Genomic DNA, 18638 nt, shown 5'->3' with positions numbered 1-18638 from the left:
TTAAAAATCTATTTCATGTAGCATAAACTCAACTTCTTCTTCAAGAATGTTGTCAGCTTGCCATAAAGCGTGAATAAAAGCTTGGAATCCATCCGTTTTCCGCTTAAATTCATCTTTTTTTAAGTACTCTTTATTGCCATCCTTTTTAATATGAACGTAAACGTTGTTGGTGTACCAACGCATTAATGGATTGTCACCAAAGATAATTTGTCCATTTGCAAATAATGTTTCAACACGTGGAGCTAAAAGCGAATGAATAGCTCTTGGGCTGCGAATATATAGTAATGTGAAGCCTTCCGCTTCGAGAGCCATCTTAACTAGGCTTAAACGATAATTATCAGCTACTATTGTACTAACCCCATATATTTCCCGCATTTCCACAAACCAATCTACAATGTGAGAAATATTGATAACTGGTTCATCTACAATAGTTAGTAACCCATTTTCAGCCCATTCATAAATAGGAGCTTTTAACTTCACTTTATCCAAGAAGCCTTTACGTACAAAGGAGTGAGTTTTCCAGATATAATTCCCTTTATATTTAAACAACAATCCAACTGCTGCAAAGTCTTTAATATCAGCATAATCAAGACCACCCACAGCAACTTTATGTGTTAAATCTGGTATTTCCCTTAATGTTTCCCCATCTTCTTCATACCCTGTACGCATGATTTCCTCCCATGGGGCTACAGCCTTTGTTAAATCTACTTCTGGCCAATTCATTCTTTTTGTCATGAAATTTTCTCTGTTAGATGGATCATTTTCAAGGTTTTTATACTGACGCATAACTTTTTTAAATAACCCTCTAGCATATTGACTCATAGGCTTACTAAACATCGGATTTGCTTTTTCCCACATATCTGGATTGTCTACTTCTTCAGGATTATCAAGCTTACAAATAAAAGGAAACAATCTATCTTCTTTTTCTTTCCCTTTCAGGATATTCATAGCTCTTTCTTTCATTTTGTCAAGATATCCCTCACGAACAAATCCATCTGTGGTAATAAAAAATTCCCTAGAGTTAGGAACTTTACCTAAACCACTAGAGAATACTTCTACAACATCGCTATTTTCATATCTGTGTATCTCATCATAAATGACACATCCATCTCTTAATGAGTCTTTACTTCCTGCATTTGATGTATGAAATTCAAAAGTCGAACGAGTCGCTTTATTCGTTATCAATTGTTTGGTTGATACAAATAGCTCGTCTAATATTTCATGCTTTTTATTCTTTTCAAAAACATCTATAAAAGATGTTTTTGCCTGCCTTTCTGTATTAGCAACTACTGATACGTTGTAATGCTCAATACCGTGCAATTCGCTAATAAAGAAATGTGTCAACGCACTAATCAAACCGTTTTTACCAGCACCCCTTGCCATCATCCAGAAATGCTGATCAAAATAAACATCCTCATATTCATCAAACAAAAACACAAATGCTATTAAAAATTTTTGAAAGGAATTTAATTTAAAATGCCACTTTTCTATGAAAGTTACACATTTATGAATTAAATCCATATCAAAATGTAGATCATTACGGGTTAATATATCTTGCTTTAAATAATGAATAAGCATGATACGTTCTTTGTTTAATACCACTGTTCCCGTCTCATATAGTTCTATATATTCACTTACATACTTATGAACAATCATATTAAATCACTTGCCGAATACTTCTTAATTTCTTTTTTATTATTTCCTTCTGGCAACAAATCTGTTAGCTGTTTAATGACCCTTTGATATGATTGATCACGGGTATTATATAGCCGGGCCACAGGCCGTTCTCTTTCATACGGCTCTGTTTTATCAGATTGTGAGAACATTTCATAATCACCATTCTCAGATATATCCATCCACATCTCATTCAATAAAACTCGTAATCTTGCTGCCTGAATAATTAATCCTTCAACTACTTTCAACTTACTAGGTGGGATGTCTTTAAATAGTCTTTTCAAACGATTTTTTTCTTTGTTAACTAGCAACTCACGCTCATCAATGTCCGCCATACTATCACCTCGATTCAATCATATTTTCATACTGGGTAGGGGTCCTATGCGATATGGCTCAAAAATCTGGAAAAACGAGCCCCTCCTCCGGTGCCCCTAAGACGAATTTTTCATGAAATTATTTAAGGGGGGGTATTATTACCGAACCATTTTTACCACTTTTCATCGTTTTCCCATTTGTTTATCTTTTTAACAAACACTCTACCGTGTTCTTTATTATGGCAATCCACACAGACTGTTTCTAAGTTATCTATTTCTAATGCAAGTTCAGGATGATGTTCTAGTTCTTTTATATGATGGACAACGAGCTGAATCTTCTTACGCTTTGCACTCTCACTGTATTCATTGGTGTCCACACGAACACTACCATTGCGCTTACACTCTTGGCATTCATAGTTGTCTCTCTTCTTTACTTGTTCTCGTATCTGTTTCCATTCACCACTATCATAGAACTTACGCTTCTGTTGTTTGGTTTTGTATTCTTTCATAGTTACTTCTCAAACTCTTTCTTCTTATGAAACTTACCAGCTATCTTCATTGTTGCTATTGCTGGCCACACTAGTGTGAAGATACAAATAAGAACTAACGTTACCACAAATGTAATCATCTCTTTATTCGGATCACCTTTATCATCTTTTAACAACTTAAGTACAGTTGAATACATCCCAGAAGAAGTGTATATCATACCTACAATAAGATAAGCTAATAACCATAGCATTCTATCAGTCTCCTTTTAACCCTGATCTATCAATCACCCATGTATTGCCGATCTTCTTTGATACAATCTTTCCTTGAGCACAAAGGTTCTTGATATGACCAGGTGTTACATTAAGAATAGATGAAGCTTCATTTACACCAATTACATTGTATAAGTCACTATCATTTAATAAACAATCAATTAATTTATTAATTACATTTATATGAGTTTCCTTTTCTTCCTCTGGTGTTGTATCTTCTTTTAACTCCACAAATACTTCAACTACTTCTGATATCTTTTCCTTGCTTACATGTCCAATCAACTCTTTATTATCAATGGCATTAAAAATAATACTAAGAGCAACAGCCTTCTCAAGTTTAGTTAATTGCATCTTTTCTTTTCTCCTTCCTCAATCTTTCCACGGAATTGAATATCAAGACATTTTTCACAATAGAAACTACCCAAGATATGGATAGATACTTGGCTATTATCAGCTTGTATCTGTGTTGTTTTACTATCCATCAATCGATATTTATGTTCACATTCTTTGTGTTGATTGATATGTTGTTTGTACTTCTCTAACTTCCACATATCTACAAAAGCACCATTACACTTAGGACAAACAGTAACTTCTTGATATTCTTCTTTAGATGGATAATTTACTCTATCCTGATGACCGCACACTAAACATTTAGAAGTATGATAATAGTTAATCTCATTTCGAACCTCACACATCTATCTCACCCCTTACACTTAAACCCTTTCTCCATTTATCTTTTTCCAACAATTCTTTTATTGATGTTTGTTCCAGGTATTCCACAGAATAAAACATAGGCTTCCCACCATAGAGCTTGTAATACTTAACATCTAATCCAGACTTTTTATGCGCTTTTTCAAGCGGTTTAAGGTATTTGATATATGCTTTCTTATCAATAGACATAAGACCAAGTGCAGCAATCTTACCGTTTAAAACACCATCCAATTATCCTCACCTCTTTTTAAAGAATATTCCAATTATATATTTACCAAATAAATACAAGTTGTTATAATAAGGTTAACATTGCCATCAGGAAAAGTGATTCGCACCCCAATGCGAGTTGCTTTTCCTTTTTTTATGGCTACTTTTCTATGAATTCATCCACCGCTTTACCGAGCAAACTAATCATTGCTTCTCTCTTTTGCTTTGGCGTTGTATTATCTTGCATTTCATTAAAGATAGGAAGTACACTTTCTAATTTCTGTTTATCAATACGCTCATTCACAAGTTCCTGTCCTAACATTGAAATGAAAGTGCCAATTGCAACCGCTTGTTCTTGTTTAGTTAATTTCATTTATTTCACTCCTTTTAATTACACGACCTTGTATTGAATCCGCTGTATGTTCAGCTATAGATTCCGCTATAACCTTTCCATCTAATTTAATGTTAACTTTACAATCCGTTCTAATTGGTTCGCTTTCATTAATTTTTTTAACCACTTCAGATTGTTTAATCATTAGGAAAACATCTGCCTTATCCGCTTTCGAATCTATTTTCGTTGCTAACACATAAACAGATCGATTTAAACTTTCCACTTCTCGCTGTAAATCATTTATTTGAACCTCTAATATTTGTAATTTCATGCCTTTCTTTTTAAAAAACGAACAAATCTTTTCAAACAGTCTCATTAAAACACCCCTCCTCCAAAATAAAAAAAGCACCCAAATGGATGCTTTTTTATTAATCAAATTCTCTAGTTGCAATAAAGCGTCGAACTTCACCACGTCTATTGTATACTTCGTTAGAAATGGTTTGAATGGCAGTAATAGCTAACGTATGAATATTAATTCCAGCTATACTAAATCTTCTGAAATCTGCACGAGATAACGACTCAGAAACACCATCATCATCCCAATAATTAATCTCCATGACATCTTTTCTTACTAAGTTAATTAGACTTTTAGCAATAGGAGATTCTCTTAAATCCCCTTCCCCGCCACGGCCTGGCGCTTTAAGGATAACCTCATGCATGCTACTTCCATCTTCTGCCCATCCACGTTTCCAATGGTCGTCTGTAACTTCATTTTCAAACAATTGTGTATCCTCTGAGATATATCGACCTGTCTCAAATAATCTCACTCTTAACATTGTCACTCGGTAATGTCTGAAAATATGAGCAAAATCTTCATCATCAGCCTCACGAGACGTGTCTAAATAGTTAAATATAGCATTACAAACTGATTCAAAAGCTTGATTTAACATTAATGATAATCGTGTCATATTAGTATCCTTTGATAGATTATCAGGTGGATAGTCCCTATGTTGAACTAAAAGGCGCTTTTCTTGAAGATCTAGTGCTACACATGTACTTAAGTACGGTGATACTTCTGGAACATATGCATTTTTATTATCGTCTACTGAACTGATATTTGATTGATATTCTTCACTCAAACAAAATGTGATTATATCATTTGAATAATCAATATCATTTGTAATGCAGTATTCGAACCTATGCTCCCCAGGTTGTTTTGCCATAGCACCAAGAAACTCGTATAGCGCTTGACCGTGTTGAGTTAAATCATCTGGATAAATTACTTGATATACTCGAAAATCCAATAGTCATACCTCCAATATATAAATTTGTCACATATATATTATATCAAATTTATATATTAGAAAGTATTATTTTTCTGAAATAATAGATAAATCTTCAAAACCAATCCATGTTTCATATCCGTCATTAAATATTACTCTTACTTCTATTCCATGAGAACTAGATTTAGTCTTCATTACTTGTCCAACTTTTCCATATAACTCTGGATTGAACCTTGAAATAACCTCTACTTTATCATCGATACAAATTTCATTCATATTAAATCACCCCATAATTTATTTTCCTCATGATTACCTTATCAAACATTCCCTATACAAAATTACCAACTTTTTATCACATAATTAAAAGCATCCTAATGGATGCTTTATGACTATTTGTCCTATATTAATTTATATACGATAATTTAGGATTTATTCTTCTTCCAGTCACCTAATAATATTTTATGCATCTATACACTAAATACTATTAAGTAACTGGAAGAAGAGCAAAAGCTCTCCCTAATAACGGTATCATTCAATCAGTACCATCTGCTGGTTTCGGATTTTATGTGCCGTCATTATGAACCGTTTAGAAGTTTAGAAACAACATAGTGAGTTGTGTTTTCCGCCACTTCTCACAATACAAATATAACACGGAAATTCCAAAACAACCGGCACATTTCCTGCCAAAAAGCGGTCACGACTCTGCCACTTATTTTATATTTCAAATTTTTCAATCTCATCTATTAGTTCCACCGGTACACCGAAGATACTTTTTTTCATTTCAGTCATCTTCTTTTCAATAATCCATTCTGGATAATTCAATTCCTCTAAAATACTTCTAAAATAAGTTGGATTTAGCTGTAACATATTAGGATTCCTTCCAGTATTCCTTTTATATTTAATTATTGCTTCTAGTAGCTCTTCATTTAACATGAACGACAATTACCTCCCCTTTATATTTTATATTTATGTATACACACCATGCAATTCCTTGACACTGCCACTTACCCATATCTTATATTGTGTGTAACTGACCCCTTCGCCAAATCCCTTGATATCATTGGCTTAATTAAACTTTCCCTTTTGAGTTACACAGTACAAAATTTATGAGTAATTGTATAGATTTAAAAGAAAAAGCAATGCTTAGATTTTAAACCTAGTCATTGCTTTATCCATTGCATCTTGGTTTACACCTATATAACGTAACGTGACCTTCTCTGACGAGTGATTGAATATCTCCATGAGTAATGCTATGTTTTTTGTTTGCATGTACATATGATATCCGTACGTCTTTCTCAAGGTATGTGTGCCTATTTCATCTAATCCGAATTCTGCCGCTGCTCCGCTTAATATCTTATATGCCATACTACGACCAATTGGACGATTCCTCCCTTGTCTACTTTGCAATAAATACTCATTATCTTCTCTTTCTTCAATAAACCATTTCAGTTCTCTTTTCAATGCTGCAGTAATTTGTATTCGTTTCTGTTTCCCGGTTTTCTTTTCTCTCATAGATATATGACTACCTTTGACATCTCCTACCTTCAATTTCAAAATGTCCGATATTCTCAAGCCTGTATTGATTCCCATAATGAAGAGAATGTAATTACGTAAGCTCTTTTCTTTAAAATACTCTTTTAGCTGCTGTATTTCTTCTGGATTACGTATTGGCTGAACAAAATTCATTATTCATTACCTCCAGTCTCTTCTGTCTCGTAAACTTCTAATCCAAGTGCAAAAGCAAGCTTATAAAATGCTTTAGACTTCCAACGTCGATAAGTACGCTCTGACATCCCTATTTCGTTGTAAACCATGTAATCACATACGTCCTCTTCTTCTAAATAACGCTTATAAATAATATCTCTTTGAATGCTTCCTGCACGTCCGTTCCCTAATCGATTTAGAAACTGATCAATACGTACTGACATTCTTTCCAGCCACTCTTCTCGTTTACTTTGTTGAATATTTGCTAAAGCAACATCTTCTAATGGTTTTCCAACTGTATGTGTAGGACCATGCTCACGTACTTCATAAGAAGGAGTGACTTTCATTTCTTTACGCATCATCCCAAATTGTCTATGTATACGTACGCTTTCCAACACACCTTCTAATTCCTCTTGTGTTGCTGTTCTATCAATTTTTGGTAAGAAAGATAATTGTTTAGTCATGTAAGACCACTCCTTTTTATTTTTAAATTACTTTTGTCTTATTGCCCCACGTCTTCGTTCATAACAAGGTCTATGCATCCCCATTAAATCCTCAATGTCACGAGTACTTAATTTCTCTTTTCGCTTTTTCTTCTTTTTCTTCTTTGCTTGATTCGATTGCTTTTTCCATTCACGTAACTGATCCTTTAACCCCTTCATTTCCCCATCTCCCTTTTTAAAATAAAAAGGACACCCATTACTAAAACAGCTTTAATTGCTGCTTTAATGAATTGGTGTCCTCTAGTTTTCTAGCCGGACTATATTATGTTTCCATTCACTTTAAAATACCAGCTTGTACAAAAATGTTTCTCCAAGCTTTATTCACTTGATACTTCTCCACATCTTTTGCACGACGAGTAATAGATTTTCTGATTTTTCTTTTCTTCAAGGGTTTCATTCTCCTAACCTCACTTTCTATTAAAAGGATTATTTTGTTCAGTTTCTTTTATATGGGACCGTAACAGTAGCACTAAACGAACCATCAGGACTACCCCAATCCATTCCTATTATCGTTTGTTTGTACTGTTTCTCGTCCTCCATATCAATTGCTGCTGTCATACATTTATCACAGAAATCAACATCAATTTCTTCATCATTTGGATTACTTGTTTCTTGGCTGCACATCGGACAAATTTGAATCATTTTCTTCTTCCTCCCCTGAATAAAACTCAAAATTCCGTTAATACTATAGATACATTGTTATCTTTCTCCGATTTTTTTACATGAGCAGTTAGCTTTTGCTGGCTGCTTTTTATTTCTTTGAATACTAAGCGTAATCTTGTACATACTAACTATAAGCAGATTTCTTTGCAGTGATTTCTGCCCGAAATCTTTTGTCGAATGTGGAGCAGTTAGCTTTTGCTAGCTGCTCTTTTATTTCGTTCCTGCTCTTGTTTCTTAAAGAATGCTTTAACAGCATCTTCCCAATAAGTACACATATCCATCCACCTTTTCTACAAAATGAAATATTTATATTAATCTTCTAACGCTATAACAGTTAAATAATTACGAGCGTTCTTTCTAATAGCGACTCTTTTTTTATAAGATGATGAATTGTAATAATATACCGTCTTAGGAAGTACTCCCAAATGTTTAGCACACTCCTGTACAGTTCCAATACATATTAGCAATTCACCTTTATAAACGGCGTACACTTTTGGGCTCACGCTCCAACTCCCCTTTTCCCTAAAATGAAAGTTTTATTTCAGTCACACTTTTTAAAGACAAGCATATAGTATATTGACAATTTAAATTCTTTAAAACTCCTCTTTTAAAGATCTTTACCTAGAGCACATATATTAATGTGCTCTTTTTATTTATAAAATAATGGATCAAATAGCGTTTTGGTTAAAGTTTCTTAACATACTCCCAAACGTCATCAATTTTTTCGTTTTGTATATCCAGCATTTCCTTATAAGTATCTAAACGTTCTTTTGAGCGTTTTAAATCCAACTTTATACACACGATGTGACCAAACAAAATACCGATAATTATCCATAAAACCAATTCCATTACCTTTACCTCACTTCCACACAAGATAACGATTTTGTTTTATTCCTGCTAACCGCTCTATCCTTGTATAACCGTACCTTTTTTTACCCATCCTATTAAAACTCTCTTTTAAGGTGGCGCTAATATGAACAAGGTATTTAAATACATTTTAATCTTCTTTTGTGTAGTCTTTTATACTACATTTATAAGCGGTATGATTTATCAAAACTTTGTCCATGATTATTTTATTCCTCCAGCCGAGAACTCTAAGCTGGAACATAATAATTCATGATTAGGTGTCAAGAGCGCTCTTTATTTTTAAAATAACGATTTGATAAAAAACTTGCACATACATTAAAATCATACATACACTAATCATGGTAAGCTTTTCGATATGAGTCTTGATTAAAGGGCGCTTTCCCTAGTGCTCTTTTTTCTATTCAAATAAGGATTTTGTTTGAAATTCATTAACCTTATTGGCTCCTTTACATACAGTATTATCACAAGGACTTCCACAGGTTACTCTGGTCAAGTTACCTTGAATTTCTTGCACACCTTAAGGGAAGAATCCATTCACAAAAATGGATTCTTTTATTTTTTCTCATACAATAAGAATTTCATTTAATTTCCATTAACCGTTTTATCCAATTTACATATAGTAATATCATCCAAGTGAATACCTAGGTCGCTCTGGACCAGCCTCCTGGTGTTCCTTGTGTTCCTGTTACAAAAGAATCCGTTTAGCATCAGCGGGTTCTTTTATTTTTCTGCATAAAATAACTATTTTGTTATAAAGTAACTGCTTCTGCTGCAGGTTTATTTTTCTCTAATTGCTCAATTGCCATTTGCAATCCTAACCAGTAACCAATTAAACGATACGGTAACCTTTTCCCGAAATCACTAACATCTGAAATCGTGTCAGAATCCATTGATGTACTGTGATATGCATCATGTAACCAATATTGATATTCATTCATTGATGAACTTTCATTAATTGCCGACATGATTTTTCTATACATTTCTTTTCCGTCTTCTTGATCGTTCATTTCATACTCTTCCCAATACTCTTTAAGTTCTTTTTTTGCCTTATTACTATCAAAGTTCCAACGCTCCCCACAAAACGCTACTAATTTACCTGTAAAATAACTTAGGTTAAATCCTTTAATATTCTCTAATGTTGCTAAACATGTTAATCTATAAACCGATTCACCGATATCACCAGAAATAAAGACATTCGCACCAGATAATACATATTTTGTACGGTACATATTTGTACCTGGTTTACCCCATTGAATTACTTGTAATCCTTCTTCACCTTTTATTTCAGCAACATGATCTGCGAACCAATCATTTTTAATTTCCTCAATTGCTTTTTCAATGTATCCCATCTTGCATTCCCCTTTACGAATAATCTGTTTTACATTACACATACTATCTACGAGTCAGCTATACTCTTTCATAACGGAGCTTTACCCCTCCGGACTGTTTAGGCACTTGGCAGGTGATTTGGTCCATTACCTGCCATTCCGATTAAAATAACGCTTTTGTTAAGATCCATGAATCCAATTCTTAGGTGAAAAACTTTTATAGAAGCACCTTTTTTGGACAAATTTACCGGATGAATTAACTGAAATTTCATGTTATTCTTAACGTGTTGAATATCCCAATACATTCAACCATGCTCTTGATTGCATACCTAGTATGCAGCCATCCATCCAGATACCTTAGCTAATACGTCCCCCTAATCGTCGTTATTGCTAAGGTATCTTTTAGATGCCCTGTGTGCAGGGCTTTTTTATTTCAGTGAGGATGCTCTCTTTTCCCATCTAGTTATCAACGCTTTTAGTCCACTTTCTTAATAAAATTCAAATTTGGTCTTAATATCCGTTATCCTGGCGCTGGTGGTTCACTTCATTCTTTTTGTAATAACCTTGTTCAATTTCTTCAAATGTGAATCCTAATTTCTTACCTAAACCTAAGAACGAGTACAACAATTCCTCATAAAGCTCAATGTCTTGAGTTGCACGAAACTCCGATACAGCCTCATATACATTGTTAAATTGATTTACTAGCGTACTTGCGGTATAGACGTTCGCATTATGTTCTAATAATTCCAGGCTATATTGATTAGTTTTAAATCCGATGCCATACCCAAATGAAGCTATAAAATGAAATCCATCTACATACTCCATTAAAATGACTTCTTTTTCACTAGGACCTTTATTGCTCCAATGCTTAAAGCATCTTGTTTCATTTGCGAGTTCCCCAATTTCAACTTGTAAAGCAAGAATCATGTTGTAAAATAAATTTTGTCCTTCCAATCCATGCTCCTTAATGATTCTTGTATCTAATACCTTTTGCATTCCGAATATTTTATTTAAATTCATTTTGTTTTCCCCTTCCTATTTACTAAATGTTCAATCATATACTTATCGGACGGATCTATTTCATACGTGCTAACCTCTACATTTTGTTATAAACTATATTTAGAAAAGGAGGTGTAATCACTAATGAAAGATGATCCTAAATTAAGATTTTCTAAATGTATTTACTGTGAAAATGAAGATTTTTCACCAGATGCGCATTTTTGCAAACGTTGCGGTACTTCTTTATACAATAGTTGTAATGATTCTGGAGATACTTGTTTAAACATAAATCCACCCGACGCTTTCTATTGTGAATCTTGCGGTGGCGAAACATTTTTATTAAAAGTTTCTGCTGAAATGTGTCAAACTGATACAACAGATTACGCTGAAGAGTACATAAGAGGGAAGTAGTTTCCCTCTTATGTGCCCAACCCAATTGAACGATTCTCAATCAAATACTTATCAGCCTGGTCTATTACAAGAAGCGCAACTTCCGCTTGGTGTCTCCTTAAAGCTTTTGCCATCTTTGGTAAGCTCATCCCTTGACTCCACATTTCACGAAAACGAACTACATCTCTTTCATCCCAAATGAAGTTAGCCTCTTCTAAAGCGATGTATACCTTCAAACGTGATTCCTTCATCACTTCATGATTCCTTGCGACACTCATAAGCGAACCCACTTTCTTATTAAATAATTAATCTATCTTTTCATTAGAAGTAGTTTTGACATGGACACCCTTACCGTTTACCCAAATTACGACTTGCTCACCAAAACCACTTTCTGGTGGATTGAATGAAAGGATTTCACCATCTTTTACTACAAGGAGTTTATTACTTGTAACATCGATTTCTTTCTTCATATGTTCTATGTTCCTCTCCCTTTTTTCTCACTTCATGTACTCGACAACATCAGGTTTAAAGCCACTTCCTAAATAAACCCGCACTGGAATTATTTCTTTTTTATCCCTTGCCGCCTTACACAACTCTTCTGCTGTATCCCAACTAAAAAATTTATCTACAGCGCGTTGAAATCTCCAAATTGCCATTACATATTCTTCGAAGATGTCATAACGATCATCTTGTTTTGTTGTGCGTGGTAACTCATCCGTACACTTTGCATTCTTTGGAACATGAACGCGTACATCTGCATATGTAGTGCGTCCATTTCCTCTTTTTACATTTGCCTTCATTACATCGAATTCACAAACGGATGGCTCGACTTCAAAAATATTTAGCTGTTTAGGCATGTTCCATCACATTCTTTTGAAGAAGGTCCAATAACTCACTTGCCCCTTCCTTACTCAAAACCATTCGGCCGCCTAACAATTCGATGTTGGATTCAGACACTTCACCTGTTACAAAACATGACTTTTCTGGTTTTCTTAAAATGATGTTTTCTCCGTCAACATGAAAGTCTAACGCTGTCCCTTCAGCAATACCTAAGGTCCTGCGCAATTCAACTGGAATTACTAATCGCCCTAGCTCGTCCACTTTTCTTACAACACCTGTATTTTTCATAACTTGCTCCCCCTTGTTAACTTACTTTTTGTTGTTGATTCCGTTGCAACTCTTGTTTCATTGACTCGAATTTAATTAAGTACGCTTTCCAACGCTTATCATTTTCTTCTTGCTGTTGTTTTGCTACTTCACAGTTACACCCTTCCGTTAGATCCACACCTGAATAAATTTCTTTACGAATAATTCCTGTATTACGGCATGATGCACACATGATTATTCCTCCTTGTTTTAAATGTATTACTTATCAAAAAGGCAAAGCTTTCTTACGTCTATCAGGTGTATTTTTAAATGTCATGGCTGATTTGCAACCAAGTATCCTAGATGTGATTCGCTGGTCATAACAATACGTGATTGCTGCACCTACTAAATTTGTAGCAATTCCATTAGCCTTTCCTTGTCTACCATCAAAAATGGTCATATAAGTATCATTCATATATTTTGTTGCTCTTTGGAGATCAGTAATATTCCCTTCCCCTTTTTTATTGTGGAATTCAAGTGCTTTCAAGTTGATATCTCTGTAATCACCTAACGTTGAACCGAAATCATCAAATATCACTACATCTGCATCAATTATTTTTTGTAAATAATCATCTTCAGATAACTCAGAACCTCTTTTGAATGTAGCTTTTAACTTTTTGAATAAAACACTTTCGCTAATAAACAACACAGTTTGCGTTCCGTTCTCATTAATTTCTTCAGCTATGGCATGCATTAAGTGACTTTTTCCTCTTCCTGCATCTCCAGAAGCTACTAATGTATATTTCATATCGCTTATAATGTTATGGGCATGTGTTACAGCTTGAGCTCTGTTACTCACTTCTTCATCACAATCAGGTATGAAATTATCAAATTTTGCATTCATGATTGTAGGATCACTGATTAAACTATGATTATGGAAATAAGCTTTTCTTCTCCGTTCCTCTTCACCCTTGTAATATTTGTTGCATTCCGTATACAATCTATCGTGGTCCTTTTGTAAATAACATTTAGGACAAACTTCCTCGCCTTGAAAAATCATTGTTCGTTGCTTAATTCCTTTTTCTTTACACACTTCACATAGATTAGAAGTCAAATTCAGTTTCGTTGTAGTAAACTGCTCCGTTTCTTGCAATTGGATCATTATTTTTCGCTCCTTTTACTGTTTCATTTAAATAGTTATCAAAATGTTTCTGGGCAAATAATGTACTTGGTCTTAAATACTGATTAAGAGGTTTCCCTTCTCTATCAAGCTTTCCAAGCCATTGTGTTACCTTGATATCAATAACAGTTTTAAAGTTTTCAACTGTATACCCTTCATTCCATCTGGCTCTAATTAACTTTCTATGACTTTCTGCTTTATGGTTAAAGTTCTTATCCGCTTTTTTATTTAAATAATTTAGTATTTCTTGATAAGGAATGGATACTTTTGTATCTGATTCGTCAGAAGAAGATGACGTAGTATTTTTTTCTTTTTCTTTTTCTTTTTGTCCACGTATCGTTGACGTATCGTGGTACGTATCGTCAAACCCTGCCATAATACTGATTTTTTTAACTAGCACCTCATTTTTAGTTCTATCTAATACAAGTTTTACCAACGATAAGTCTTTAATTGTTTTTAACTCTTTTTGAATACAATCTTCAATTGGCTTTCCGCCTTTAATCAAGTTGTATTTCCCCCAGTTAAGGATGCATACTTCCCTCGTTTCTTCGTTGTATACTATCAACTCATGATGTTTCGTAAAACGATCTAGCAAAGCTTTAGCGCTTTCTATGGAATAACCTAATTCGAAAGCCATTTGTTTCCGTGTAATTTGATATACACCAATTTGAGTTGTATGTTCATTTGTCATTAGATACAGATAAAAGTATCTATCCTCTGGTGTCATTTCTTCTGTAACCTTTGGATCTGACCAAAATGTAGTTTGAACATGTCTGTATTTAGCCATTTATTTACCTCCGAATACAAATTGCAATTTGCGTTTGCCCACTATTGATAATTCGTTGAATCTCATAATGCGGGTAACCAACACTGAAGTATTGCTCAATCATCATTTTTAATTCTTCATTGCTTTTTGCTAAGTCCCAGAACTTATTAGGTAATAGCACTTGATATTCATTTAAATCCATGTACTATTTCCCTACTTTCCGTGGTATACTTATAGCAACTATTTTTTCTTAAAGGACCCACTGCTATGGGTCTTTTTATTTTGTTTTACATCACTCCAAGCCCATTATTTTATTGGTTCGTAAGTGATGTAAAGCAACCATGAACCACATGCGATTAACATTGCGAATATAACTAACGATGTTGTATCTTCCACTAAATCACCTCCTTATTTATCAAATACGTATATGCTTAAACAATGCTTGATTCTTCTTTTTGTGCTTCAAGCCATGCTTCTAAATCTTTCTGTAAAAAGAGTAACTTACGCCCATCTCTAATTACTGGAAACTGTGGGTGGTTTGCTAATTCATACATTCGAGAAATTGCGATATTGAGATAAGCAGCCGCTTCTTTTACTCGCATTACTTTATTTGGTTGTGCTTGTTGTTGGAATGCAGCTAATGCCGCTTGGATTTCCTCTCGAACAACTTCGCGGATTGATTCTTTAATGATTTGATCTAATCCCATTTCATTTTGCTCCTTTCAAAATAACTAAAATACATAATCACACCAACCTCGGCCGCCAAGCATTTATGTATGATATCGCTTCATTAAAGTCTTTCTGTAAGATGTTGCAATAACTATTTACAGCAAATGCTGACTTCACATCTCTCCATGCTGCTGAGAAAAGTTTCTTTCTGCTATCATGAACAACTTGATTTATAGTTCCGTCATCCCAAAGCTTGTACACTCTACGGTTTAAAGCATTTCTAATTGCTTGTTGCTGACCGTAATCCACTGTTAATCTTTCATCAAAGAATACCTCTAGCTTTTCAACTCGTTCATTTAGTTGTGTGGTACCTATAGCAATTAGTTGAATCTGATTAAATGGATTAATTGGTAAATGTGCTTGCTTTATTTTTAACTCCTGCTCCATTTGATGGAATCTTTCAATATATGTTGCGGTAAACAAGATCCCTTTCTCTCCAGTCATTTTGTTAGCTACCATGTCACAACCTTTACGAGTTAAAAGATATTGTTTATAAGTTTTGTTGTTACCTTCAACCTTATATGAAGATTCTTTAAAGAAATTTTGAGAACGCAATTTTGCGTTTTCTAAAACAAATACGTATTCTTCGATAGTTCTTAATAAATCCGAATGACGTTTATTCAACATTTCAGAGATTTCTAAACTTGTTAATGTAAGTTGATTATTTTCAACGACCTGTAATTGATCCATTTTCGTCCCCCTCCTAAGACTACCTAGGGTAGTCGAATAGTCTAAAAAAATTTCCACCTATAGTGTACTTTTTTTTAATAATTCATCTGTAGAGACACCATATAACTCTGATAGTTTCCCTAACTTATCTATGCTCGGTTGCCTAAAACCCCTTTCAATATGACTATATGCACTTTTATGACAGTTGAGTTGTTGAGCAACATAACCATGAGTATAACCATAATTTTCCCTTAGCTCTCTAGCTCTTTCTGTGTTTAATTTTATTGTTTGAGTCATTTGAATCACCCTCGTTTATTTCGTTGAATTCATAATAACACCATCGACTACTCTTAGTAAACACTTAATTTGATTTTTTTCAAAAAAAACAAAAAAAGTTGTCTTAGAGTAGTCGATAGTGTTAATTTATATATAGAATGGTATTTAATTTCTTTATAAAAAAGGGGAATTTTAAATGGAGAATGCTATCGGCAAACGTGTTAAAGAAATACGTGCTGAATTAAAACTAAGTCAGAGTCAATTTGCAGAATCTATAGGAGTTAGTAAATCTCTAATATCGTTGATCGAACTTGGTAGAAAAAACCCTTCAGTAGAAACGATTAACAAGATTGCCAAGAAAGGTAATATTAGTGTTGATTACATCCTGGGAAGAACAAATAATAGAAATTCCAGTGAAAATGAGGCATCTGAAGTAAAAATAGAACTGAATACTGCTGTAGACAGAATCGAGAAGTTGACTGAAGAACAACAACGATTCATTATCAAAATGTTAAACGGCATGGTAGACAATATAGAGGATTGATAGCAATTATACGCTAACAATCCTCTTTTTTTTATTTGCTTCTTCGAACTCGCTCACATGGTCAAACAATATTTGCAAGTAATTTATAGCTTGTTGGTCCCCTTTATTTGCTGCGTTAATTAAAATCTCTAATTTATCCTTTTCAATAATGTTTAACATACTTTACCCCCCTCGGTTTCTTCATATTATATTGTGAATTAAATCACAATCTTAAAACTTTAACCTTTTACCTTAAAAAGTTTTATAGCCTATAATGCACGAAAGACGCTACCGAAGTAGCGTCTTTTTAAAATCCCCTCATTTTGAGCCTAAAGCCCACCAGGATCCGTCATCATATATTGAATTGTAGGTTTAACAGATAAATTTGCGTTGTTTGCTGTGTCTGCCTTATGTACAAATGCACATAAGGCGAAAGTACAAATTACTGTTGCTATGATTTTTTTCATTTATCAACTCACCTGCTCTTTCGTAAAGGCTTCGCGAATAGCCTGCATGTAATATATATTACCATTTTTAGCAAGTTCTAGCAACGCATTATTGAGATATTCTATTCTTTTTTCCGGTCTAGCGTAAGCATAATAATACCATTGAAAACCAGTCAATTTTCCGTTCTCTTCTAACAATTCGTTTAATAGCTTAATAGCAAGGTTTCGATCGCCATACTTCGCTTCAAAAAAAGCGATTTCAGCCTTATCTATTGCCATAAAATCAATTTTATCAAGATTAAAGTTATGTTCTATGTAAAGAAAAGCTAATGTTGTATGAAATGATTTGTATTTTCTGGTTTTCTGTGCAGAAGATACTTCTTTTAATAAACTAATGGATTCTAGGATGTACTTTTCAGCTTTCAAAATTTCCCCTGAAAATATATAAGATTCCCCAATGCAGCATAATGCTGTGGCTTTAGTGATTAAAGCATTAAAACTTGATTCTACGACTTTATTAGCTATCCTGCGGCTTTCACTAACATTATTATTTAGAAGTTGTATATAGGCTTGGCGTTCATGAAAATATAATTCTACACATTGTTTTATAAACTTATTTTTTACTTTTGGTAGTGCATTTCTAGCATTATCAGCATGTGGAAGCATCGCGCTATAATTACCATGATCATACATGCATACCGTTAATAACAGTTCAATAAGTATTTGGCGGTCTACATCCTCTATTTGCGTCAATGTATTAACCAAATTACTTAATTCTTGTCCACGCATTTCATTACGATTCCTCTTATTGAAAAGTTCATATACATCAATATACCTTTGTAAATTTTCATTATTTTTATATTTTCTAATTAAATATTGAATAGTGTCATATTCCCCAGCTGCCTGACAATAAAAAAGCGATTTTTTCACATTTAAATCGCTTGTACATTTCATTGCGAATTTTTTTATTTTCAATCTAATTTCTCTTTGATTATCATAGATTTCATTCAACAATTTCAAAAAATTTTCGAATTTCATTTCGAATTTTCCATTCAGTCCATTTCCAAGCGTTGTATTACTAACACCTATTTTTATAGCTAAATCATTTCTAACCATATTGTTAGAATCAATAAAATCTCCTACCATGTTCATTAACTTCTTCATTTTTGCTCCTCCTATTGGAACAAAGACTTCGCTTATTTTCTCAACTTCTTAAAAGGAAATTAATACC

General features: G+C 33.7%; 37 protein-coding genes. 2 read left to right on the top strand and 35 right to left on the bottom strand.

Going from position 1 to position 18638, the window contains the following annotated elements; genetic code table 11:
- From AC241_RS07390 to AC241_RS07285, 21 genes are all read right to left on the bottom strand, one after another.
- Positions 1–1656 (bottom strand): terminase TerL endonuclease subunit, encoded by a 1656-nt coding sequence (locus AC241_RS07390; protein WP_050843019.1) that lies wholly within the window; start codon positions 1654–1656, stop codon positions 1–3.
- Positions 1653–2009, bottom strand: coding sequence for a hypothetical protein (locus AC241_RS07385; RefSeq protein WP_050843017.1), 357 nt, complete (start codon positions 2007–2009; stop codon positions 1653–1655). Before AC241_RS07385 ends, AC241_RS07390 begins: the two co-directional genes overlap by 4 nt.
- Positions 2010–2161: 152 nt before the next feature.
- On the bottom strand, positions 2162–2497 hold the full coding sequence (locus tag AC241_RS07380; protein ID WP_050843014.1) for an HNH endonuclease: 336 nt from the start codon (positions 2495–2497) through the stop codon (positions 2162–2164).
- A gap of 2 nt (positions 2498–2499) precedes the next feature.
- The gene (locus tag AC241_RS07375) at positions 2500–2727 is read right to left on the bottom strand and encodes a hypothetical protein (protein WP_050843012.1); all 228 of its coding nucleotides are present in this window, start codon (positions 2725–2727) and stop codon (positions 2500–2502) included.
- Positions 2728–2731: 4 nt separating this feature from the next.
- On the bottom strand, positions 2732–2908 hold the full coding sequence (locus AC241_RS35865; protein WP_050844812.1) for a helix-turn-helix domain-containing protein: 177 nt from the start codon (positions 2906–2908) through the stop codon (positions 2732–2734).
- Positions 2909–3087: 179 nt separating this feature from the next.
- Complete coding sequence (locus AC241_RS07365) at positions 3088–3441, bottom strand: hypothetical protein (protein ID WP_050843010.1); 354 nt, start codon at positions 3439–3441, stop codon at positions 3088–3090.
- Positions 3434–3688: a hypothetical protein gene (locus AC241_RS07360; RefSeq protein ID WP_050843008.1), complete on the bottom strand. Its 255-nt coding sequence runs from the start codon at positions 3686–3688 to the stop codon at positions 3434–3436. Before AC241_RS07360 ends, AC241_RS07365 begins: the two co-directional genes overlap by 8 nt.
- A gap of 136 nt (positions 3689–3824) precedes the next feature.
- On the bottom strand, positions 3825–4037 hold the full coding sequence (locus AC241_RS07355) for a hypothetical protein (protein ID WP_050843006.1): 213 nt from the start codon (positions 4035–4037) through the stop codon (positions 3825–3827).
- Positions 4024–4326 (bottom strand): hypothetical protein, encoded by a 303-nt coding sequence (locus AC241_RS07350; RefSeq protein ID WP_050844811.1) that lies wholly within the window; start codon positions 4324–4326, stop codon positions 4024–4026. Before AC241_RS07350 ends, AC241_RS07355 begins: the two co-directional genes overlap by 14 nt.
- Positions 4327–4423: 97 nt before the next feature.
- Complete coding sequence (locus AC241_RS07345) at positions 4424–5299, bottom strand: hypothetical protein (RefSeq protein WP_050843004.1); 876 nt, start codon at positions 5297–5299, stop codon at positions 4424–4426.
- Positions 5300–5365: 66 nt separating this feature from the next.
- Complete coding sequence (locus AC241_RS07340) at positions 5366–5554, bottom strand: hypothetical protein (protein ID WP_050843002.1); 189 nt, start codon at positions 5552–5554, stop codon at positions 5366–5368.
- A 438-nt stretch (positions 5555–5992) separates the two neighbouring features.
- Positions 5993–6211 (bottom strand): hypothetical protein, encoded by a 219-nt coding sequence (locus tag AC241_RS07335; protein WP_050843000.1) that lies wholly within the window; start codon positions 6209–6211, stop codon positions 5993–5995.
- 210 nt (positions 6212–6421) lie between these two features.
- Positions 6422–6964 (bottom strand): site-specific integrase, encoded by a 543-nt coding sequence (locus tag AC241_RS07330; protein WP_050842997.1) that lies wholly within the window; start codon positions 6962–6964, stop codon positions 6422–6424.
- Positions 6964–7446, bottom strand: coding sequence for an ArpU family phage packaging/lysis transcriptional regulator (locus AC241_RS07325; protein WP_050842995.1), 483 nt, complete (start codon positions 7444–7446; stop codon positions 6964–6966). Before AC241_RS07325 ends, AC241_RS07330 begins: the two co-directional genes overlap by 1 nt.
- 27 nt (positions 7447–7473) lie before the next feature.
- Complete coding sequence (locus AC241_RS34715) at positions 7474–7644, bottom strand: hypothetical protein (protein ID WP_000677279.1); 171 nt, start codon at positions 7642–7644, stop codon at positions 7474–7476.
- A gap of 115 nt (positions 7645–7759) precedes the next feature.
- Positions 7760–7882: a DUF3983 domain-containing protein gene (locus tag AC241_RS07315; RefSeq protein WP_050842994.1), complete on the bottom strand. Its 123-nt coding sequence runs from the start codon at positions 7880–7882 to the stop codon at positions 7760–7762.
- A gap of 38 nt (positions 7883–7920) precedes the next feature.
- On the bottom strand, positions 7921–8127 hold the full coding sequence (locus AC241_RS34270) for a hypothetical protein (RefSeq protein WP_141558559.1): 207 nt from the start codon (positions 8125–8127) through the stop codon (positions 7921–7923).
- A 332-nt stretch (positions 8128–8459) separates the two neighbouring features.
- On the bottom strand, positions 8460–8651 hold the full coding sequence (locus AC241_RS07305) for a hypothetical protein (protein WP_000074682.1): 192 nt from the start codon (positions 8649–8651) through the stop codon (positions 8460–8462).
- A 181-nt stretch (positions 8652–8832) separates the two neighbouring features.
- Positions 8833–8997, bottom strand: coding sequence for a hypothetical protein (locus AC241_RS34710; RefSeq protein WP_050842992.1), 165 nt, complete (start codon positions 8995–8997; stop codon positions 8833–8835).
- 767 nt (positions 8998–9764) lie between these two features.
- Positions 9765–10364, bottom strand: coding sequence for a hypothetical protein (locus AC241_RS07295; RefSeq protein WP_016081488.1), 600 nt, complete (start codon positions 10362–10364; stop codon positions 9765–9767).
- 489 nt (positions 10365–10853) lie between these two features.
- Positions 10854–11363: a dUTP diphosphatase gene (locus AC241_RS07285; protein WP_050842989.1), complete on the bottom strand. Its 510-nt coding sequence runs from the start codon at positions 11361–11363 to the stop codon at positions 10854–10856.
- 123 nt (positions 11364–11486) lie between these two features.
- Between AC241_RS07285 and AC241_RS07280 the strand changes: the two genes are divergently transcribed.
- Positions 11487–11753: a hypothetical protein gene (locus AC241_RS07280; RefSeq protein WP_050842986.1), complete on the top strand. Its 267-nt coding sequence runs from the start codon at positions 11487–11489 to the stop codon at positions 11751–11753.
- Positions 11754–11761: 8 nt separating this feature from the next.
- Here the strand turns inward: AC241_RS07280 and AC241_RS07275 are convergent, their stop codons facing one another.
- The 11 genes from AC241_RS07275 to AC241_RS07220 form a co-directional block, all read right to left on the bottom strand.
- Entirely contained in the window at positions 11762–12010 is a 249-nt protein-coding gene (locus AC241_RS07275) for a hypothetical protein (protein WP_050842985.1), read from the bottom strand.
- Positions 12011–12037: 27 nt separating this feature from the next.
- Positions 12038–12202, bottom strand: coding sequence for a DUF3954 domain-containing protein (locus tag AC241_RS07270; RefSeq protein ID WP_050842983.1), 165 nt, complete (start codon positions 12200–12202; stop codon positions 12038–12040).
- A gap of 27 nt (positions 12203–12229) precedes the next feature.
- Entirely contained in the window at positions 12230–12589 is a 360-nt protein-coding gene (locus AC241_RS07265) for a hypothetical protein (protein ID WP_050842981.1), read from the bottom strand.
- Positions 12582–12860 carry an AbrB/MazE/SpoVT family DNA-binding domain-containing protein gene (locus tag AC241_RS07260; RefSeq protein WP_050842979.1) on the bottom strand — a complete coding sequence of 93 codons (279 nt, stop codon included), beginning with the start codon at positions 12858–12860 and terminating at the stop codon, positions 12582–12584. Before AC241_RS07260 ends, AC241_RS07265 begins: the two co-directional genes overlap by 8 nt.
- Before the next feature lie 16 nt (positions 12861–12876).
- Positions 12877–13071 (bottom strand): hypothetical protein, encoded by a 195-nt coding sequence (locus AC241_RS07255; protein WP_050842977.1) that lies wholly within the window; start codon positions 13069–13071, stop codon positions 12877–12879.
- A gap of 33 nt (positions 13072–13104) precedes the next feature.
- The gene (locus AC241_RS07250; protein WP_050842975.1) at positions 13105–13980 is read right to left on the bottom strand and encodes a DnaA ATPase domain-containing protein; all 876 of its coding nucleotides are present in this window, start codon (positions 13978–13980) and stop codon (positions 13105–13107) included.
- Complete coding sequence (locus tag AC241_RS07245) at positions 13922–14785, bottom strand: conserved phage C-terminal domain-containing protein (RefSeq protein WP_050842973.1); 864 nt, start codon at positions 14783–14785, stop codon at positions 13922–13924. Before AC241_RS07245 ends, AC241_RS07250 begins: the two co-directional genes overlap by 59 nt.
- Before the next feature lie 4 nt (positions 14786–14789).
- Complete coding sequence (locus AC241_RS34705; RefSeq protein WP_050842971.1) at positions 14790–14966, bottom strand: hypothetical protein; 177 nt, start codon at positions 14964–14966, stop codon at positions 14790–14792.
- Positions 14967–15195: 229 nt separating this feature from the next.
- Positions 15196–15471 (bottom strand): helix-turn-helix domain-containing protein, encoded by a 276-nt coding sequence (locus AC241_RS07230; protein WP_029438000.1) that lies wholly within the window; start codon positions 15469–15471, stop codon positions 15196–15198.
- Between the two features lie 37 nt (positions 15472–15508).
- The gene (locus AC241_RS07225; protein WP_029437999.1) at positions 15509–16183 is read right to left on the bottom strand and encodes a Rha family transcriptional regulator; all 675 of its coding nucleotides are present in this window, start codon (positions 16181–16183) and stop codon (positions 15509–15511) included.
- A 57-nt stretch (positions 16184–16240) separates the two neighbouring features.
- Entirely contained in the window at positions 16241–16459 is a 219-nt protein-coding gene (locus tag AC241_RS07220) for a helix-turn-helix domain-containing protein (protein WP_033694466.1), read from the bottom strand.
- Positions 16460–16634: 175 nt separating this feature from the next.
- On the opposite strand from AC241_RS07220, the gene AC241_RS07215 reads away from it, so the two are divergent.
- Complete coding sequence (locus AC241_RS07215) at positions 16635–16982, top strand: helix-turn-helix domain-containing protein (RefSeq protein WP_029437997.1); 348 nt, start codon at positions 16635–16637, stop codon at positions 16980–16982.
- 6 nt (positions 16983–16988) lie between these two features.
- Here the strand turns inward: AC241_RS07215 and AC241_RS34265 are convergent, their stop codons facing one another.
- The 3 genes from AC241_RS34265 to AC241_RS07210 all read right to left on the bottom strand — a co-directional run bounded on the left by AC241_RS34265 (position 16989) and on the right by AC241_RS07210 (position 18571).
- Entirely contained in the window at positions 16989–17141 is a 153-nt protein-coding gene (locus tag AC241_RS34265; protein WP_155417052.1) for a hypothetical protein, read from the bottom strand.
- A gap of 149 nt (positions 17142–17290) precedes the next feature.
- Entirely contained in the window at positions 17291–17428 is a 138-nt protein-coding gene (locus AC241_RS34700; RefSeq protein ID WP_162901155.1) for a hypothetical protein, read from the bottom strand.
- 3 nt (positions 17429–17431) lie between these two features.
- Positions 17432–18571, bottom strand: coding sequence for an AimR family lysis-lysogeny pheromone receptor (locus tag AC241_RS07210; protein WP_050842969.1), 1140 nt, complete (start codon positions 18569–18571; stop codon positions 17432–17434).
- Between the last annotated feature and the right edge of the window lie 67 nt (positions 18572–18638).

It is taken from the genome of Bacillus thuringiensis (assembly GCF_001182785.1).
In the GTDB taxonomy this organism is placed as follows: Bacteria; Bacillota; Bacilli; order Bacillales; family Bacillaceae_G; genus Bacillus_A; species Bacillus_A thuringiensis_S.
This window is presented reverse-complemented; position numbering and strand designations above follow the sequence as displayed.

Coding starts and splice junctions, on each gene's coding strand:
- AC241_RS07350 (WP_050844811.1), bottom strand. CDS start 4,326: ATGAAATTACAAATATTAGAGGTTCAAATAAATGATTTACAGCGAGAA.
- AC241_RS07335 (WP_050843000.1), bottom strand. CDS start 6,211: ATGTTAAATGAAGAGCTACTAGAAGCAATAATTAAATATAAAAGGAAT.
- AC241_RS07355 (WP_050843006.1), bottom strand. CDS start 4,037: ATGAAATTAACTAAACAAGAACAAGCGGTTGCAATTGGCACTTTCATT.
- AC241_RS07285 (WP_050842989.1), bottom strand. CDS start 11,363: ATGAATTTAAATAAAATATTCGGAATGCAAAAGGTATTAGATACAAGA.
- AC241_RS07270 (WP_050842983.1), bottom strand. CDS start 12,202: ATGAAGAAAGAAATCGATGTTACAAGTAATAAACTCCTTGTAGTAAAA.
- AC241_RS07390 (WP_050843019.1), bottom strand. CDS start 1,656: ATGATTGTTCATAAGTATGTAAGTGAATATATAGAACTATATGAGACG.
- AC241_RS07325 (WP_050842995.1), bottom strand. CDS start 7,446: ATGACTAAACAATTATCTTTCTTACCAAAAATTGATAGAACAGCAACA.
- AC241_RS07265 (WP_050842981.1), bottom strand. CDS start 12,589: ATGCCTAAACAGCTAAATATTTTTGAAGTCGAGCCATCCGTTTGTGAA.
- AC241_RS07365 (WP_050843010.1), bottom strand. CDS start 3,441: ATGTGTGAGGTTCGAAATGAGATTAACTATTATCATACTTCTAAATGT.
- AC241_RS07245 (WP_050842973.1), bottom strand. CDS start 14,785: ATGGCTAAATACAGACATGTTCAAACTACATTTTGGTCAGATCCAAAG.
- AC241_RS07375 (WP_050843012.1), bottom strand. CDS start 2,727: ATGCTATGGTTATTAGCTTATCTTATTGTAGGTATGATATACACTTCT.
- AC241_RS07295 (WP_016081488.1), bottom strand. CDS start 10,364: ATGGGATACATTGAAAAAGCAATTGAGGAAATTAAAAATGATTGGTTC.
- AC241_RS34715 (WP_000677279.1), bottom strand. CDS start 7,644: ATGAAGGGGTTAAAGGATCAGTTACGTGAATGGAAAAAGCAATCGAAT.
- AC241_RS07380 (WP_050843014.1), bottom strand. CDS start 2,497: ATGAAAGAATACAAAACCAAACAACAGAAGCGTAAGTTCTATGATAGT.
- AC241_RS34710 (WP_050842992.1), bottom strand. CDS start 8,997: ATGGAATTGGTTTTATGGATAATTATCGGTATTTTGTTTGGTCACATC.
- AC241_RS07330 (WP_050842997.1), bottom strand. CDS start 6,964: ATGAATTTTGTTCAGCCAATACGTAATCCAGAAGAAATACAGCAGCTA.
- AC241_RS07280 (WP_050842986.1), top strand. CDS start 11,487: ATGAAAGATGATCCTAAATTAAGATTTTCTAAATGTATTTACTGTGAA.
- AC241_RS07250 (WP_050842975.1), bottom strand. CDS start 13,980: ATGATCCAATTGCAAGAAACGGAGCAGTTTACTACAACGAAACTGAAT.
- AC241_RS07255 (WP_050842977.1), bottom strand. CDS start 13,071: ATGTGTGCATCATGCCGTAATACAGGAATTATTCGTAAAGAAATTTAT.
- AC241_RS07385 (WP_050843017.1), bottom strand. CDS start 2,009: ATGGCGGACATTGATGAGCGTGAGTTGCTAGTTAACAAAGAAAAAAAT.
- AC241_RS07215 (WP_029437997.1), top strand. CDS start 16,635: ATGGAGAATGCTATCGGCAAACGTGTTAAAGAAATACGTGCTGAATTA.
- AC241_RS34705 (WP_050842971.1), bottom strand. CDS start 14,966: ATGGATTTAAATGAATATCAAGTGCTATTACCTAATAAGTTCTGGGAC.
- AC241_RS07225 (WP_029437999.1), bottom strand. CDS start 16,183: ATGGATCAATTACAGGTCGTTGAAAATAATCAACTTACATTAACAAGT.
- AC241_RS07340 (WP_050843002.1), bottom strand. CDS start 5,554: ATGAATGAAATTTGTATCGATGATAAAGTAGAGGTTATTTCAAGGTTC.
- AC241_RS34265 (WP_155417052.1), bottom strand. CDS start 17,141: ATGTTAAACATTATTGAAAAGGATAAATTAGAGATTTTAATTAACGCA.
- AC241_RS34270 (WP_141558559.1), bottom strand. CDS start 8,127: ATGATTCAAATTTGTCCGATGTGCAGCCAAGAAACAAGTAATCCAAAT.
- AC241_RS07220 (WP_033694466.1), bottom strand. CDS start 16,459: ATGACTCAAACAATAAAATTAAACACAGAAAGAGCTAGAGAGCTAAGG.
- AC241_RS07210 (WP_050842969.1), bottom strand. CDS start 18,571: ATGAAGAAGTTAATGAACATGGTAGGAGATTTTATTGATTCTAACAAT.
- AC241_RS07275 (WP_050842985.1), bottom strand. CDS start 12,010: ATGAGTGTCGCAAGGAATCATGAAGTGATGAAGGAATCACGTTTGAAG.
- AC241_RS07230 (WP_029438000.1), bottom strand. CDS start 15,471: ATGGGATTAGATCAAATCATTAAAGAATCAATCCGCGAAGTTGTTCGA.
- AC241_RS07315 (WP_050842994.1), bottom strand. CDS start 7,882: ATGAAACCCTTGAAGAAAAGAAAAATCAGAAAATCTATTACTCGTCGT.
- AC241_RS07260 (WP_050842979.1), bottom strand. CDS start 12,860: ATGAAAAATACAGGTGTTGTAAGAAAAGTGGACGAGCTAGGGCGATTA.
- AC241_RS34700 (WP_162901155.1), bottom strand. CDS start 17,428: ATGAAAAAAATCATAGCAACAGTAATTTGTACTTTCGCCTTATGTGCA.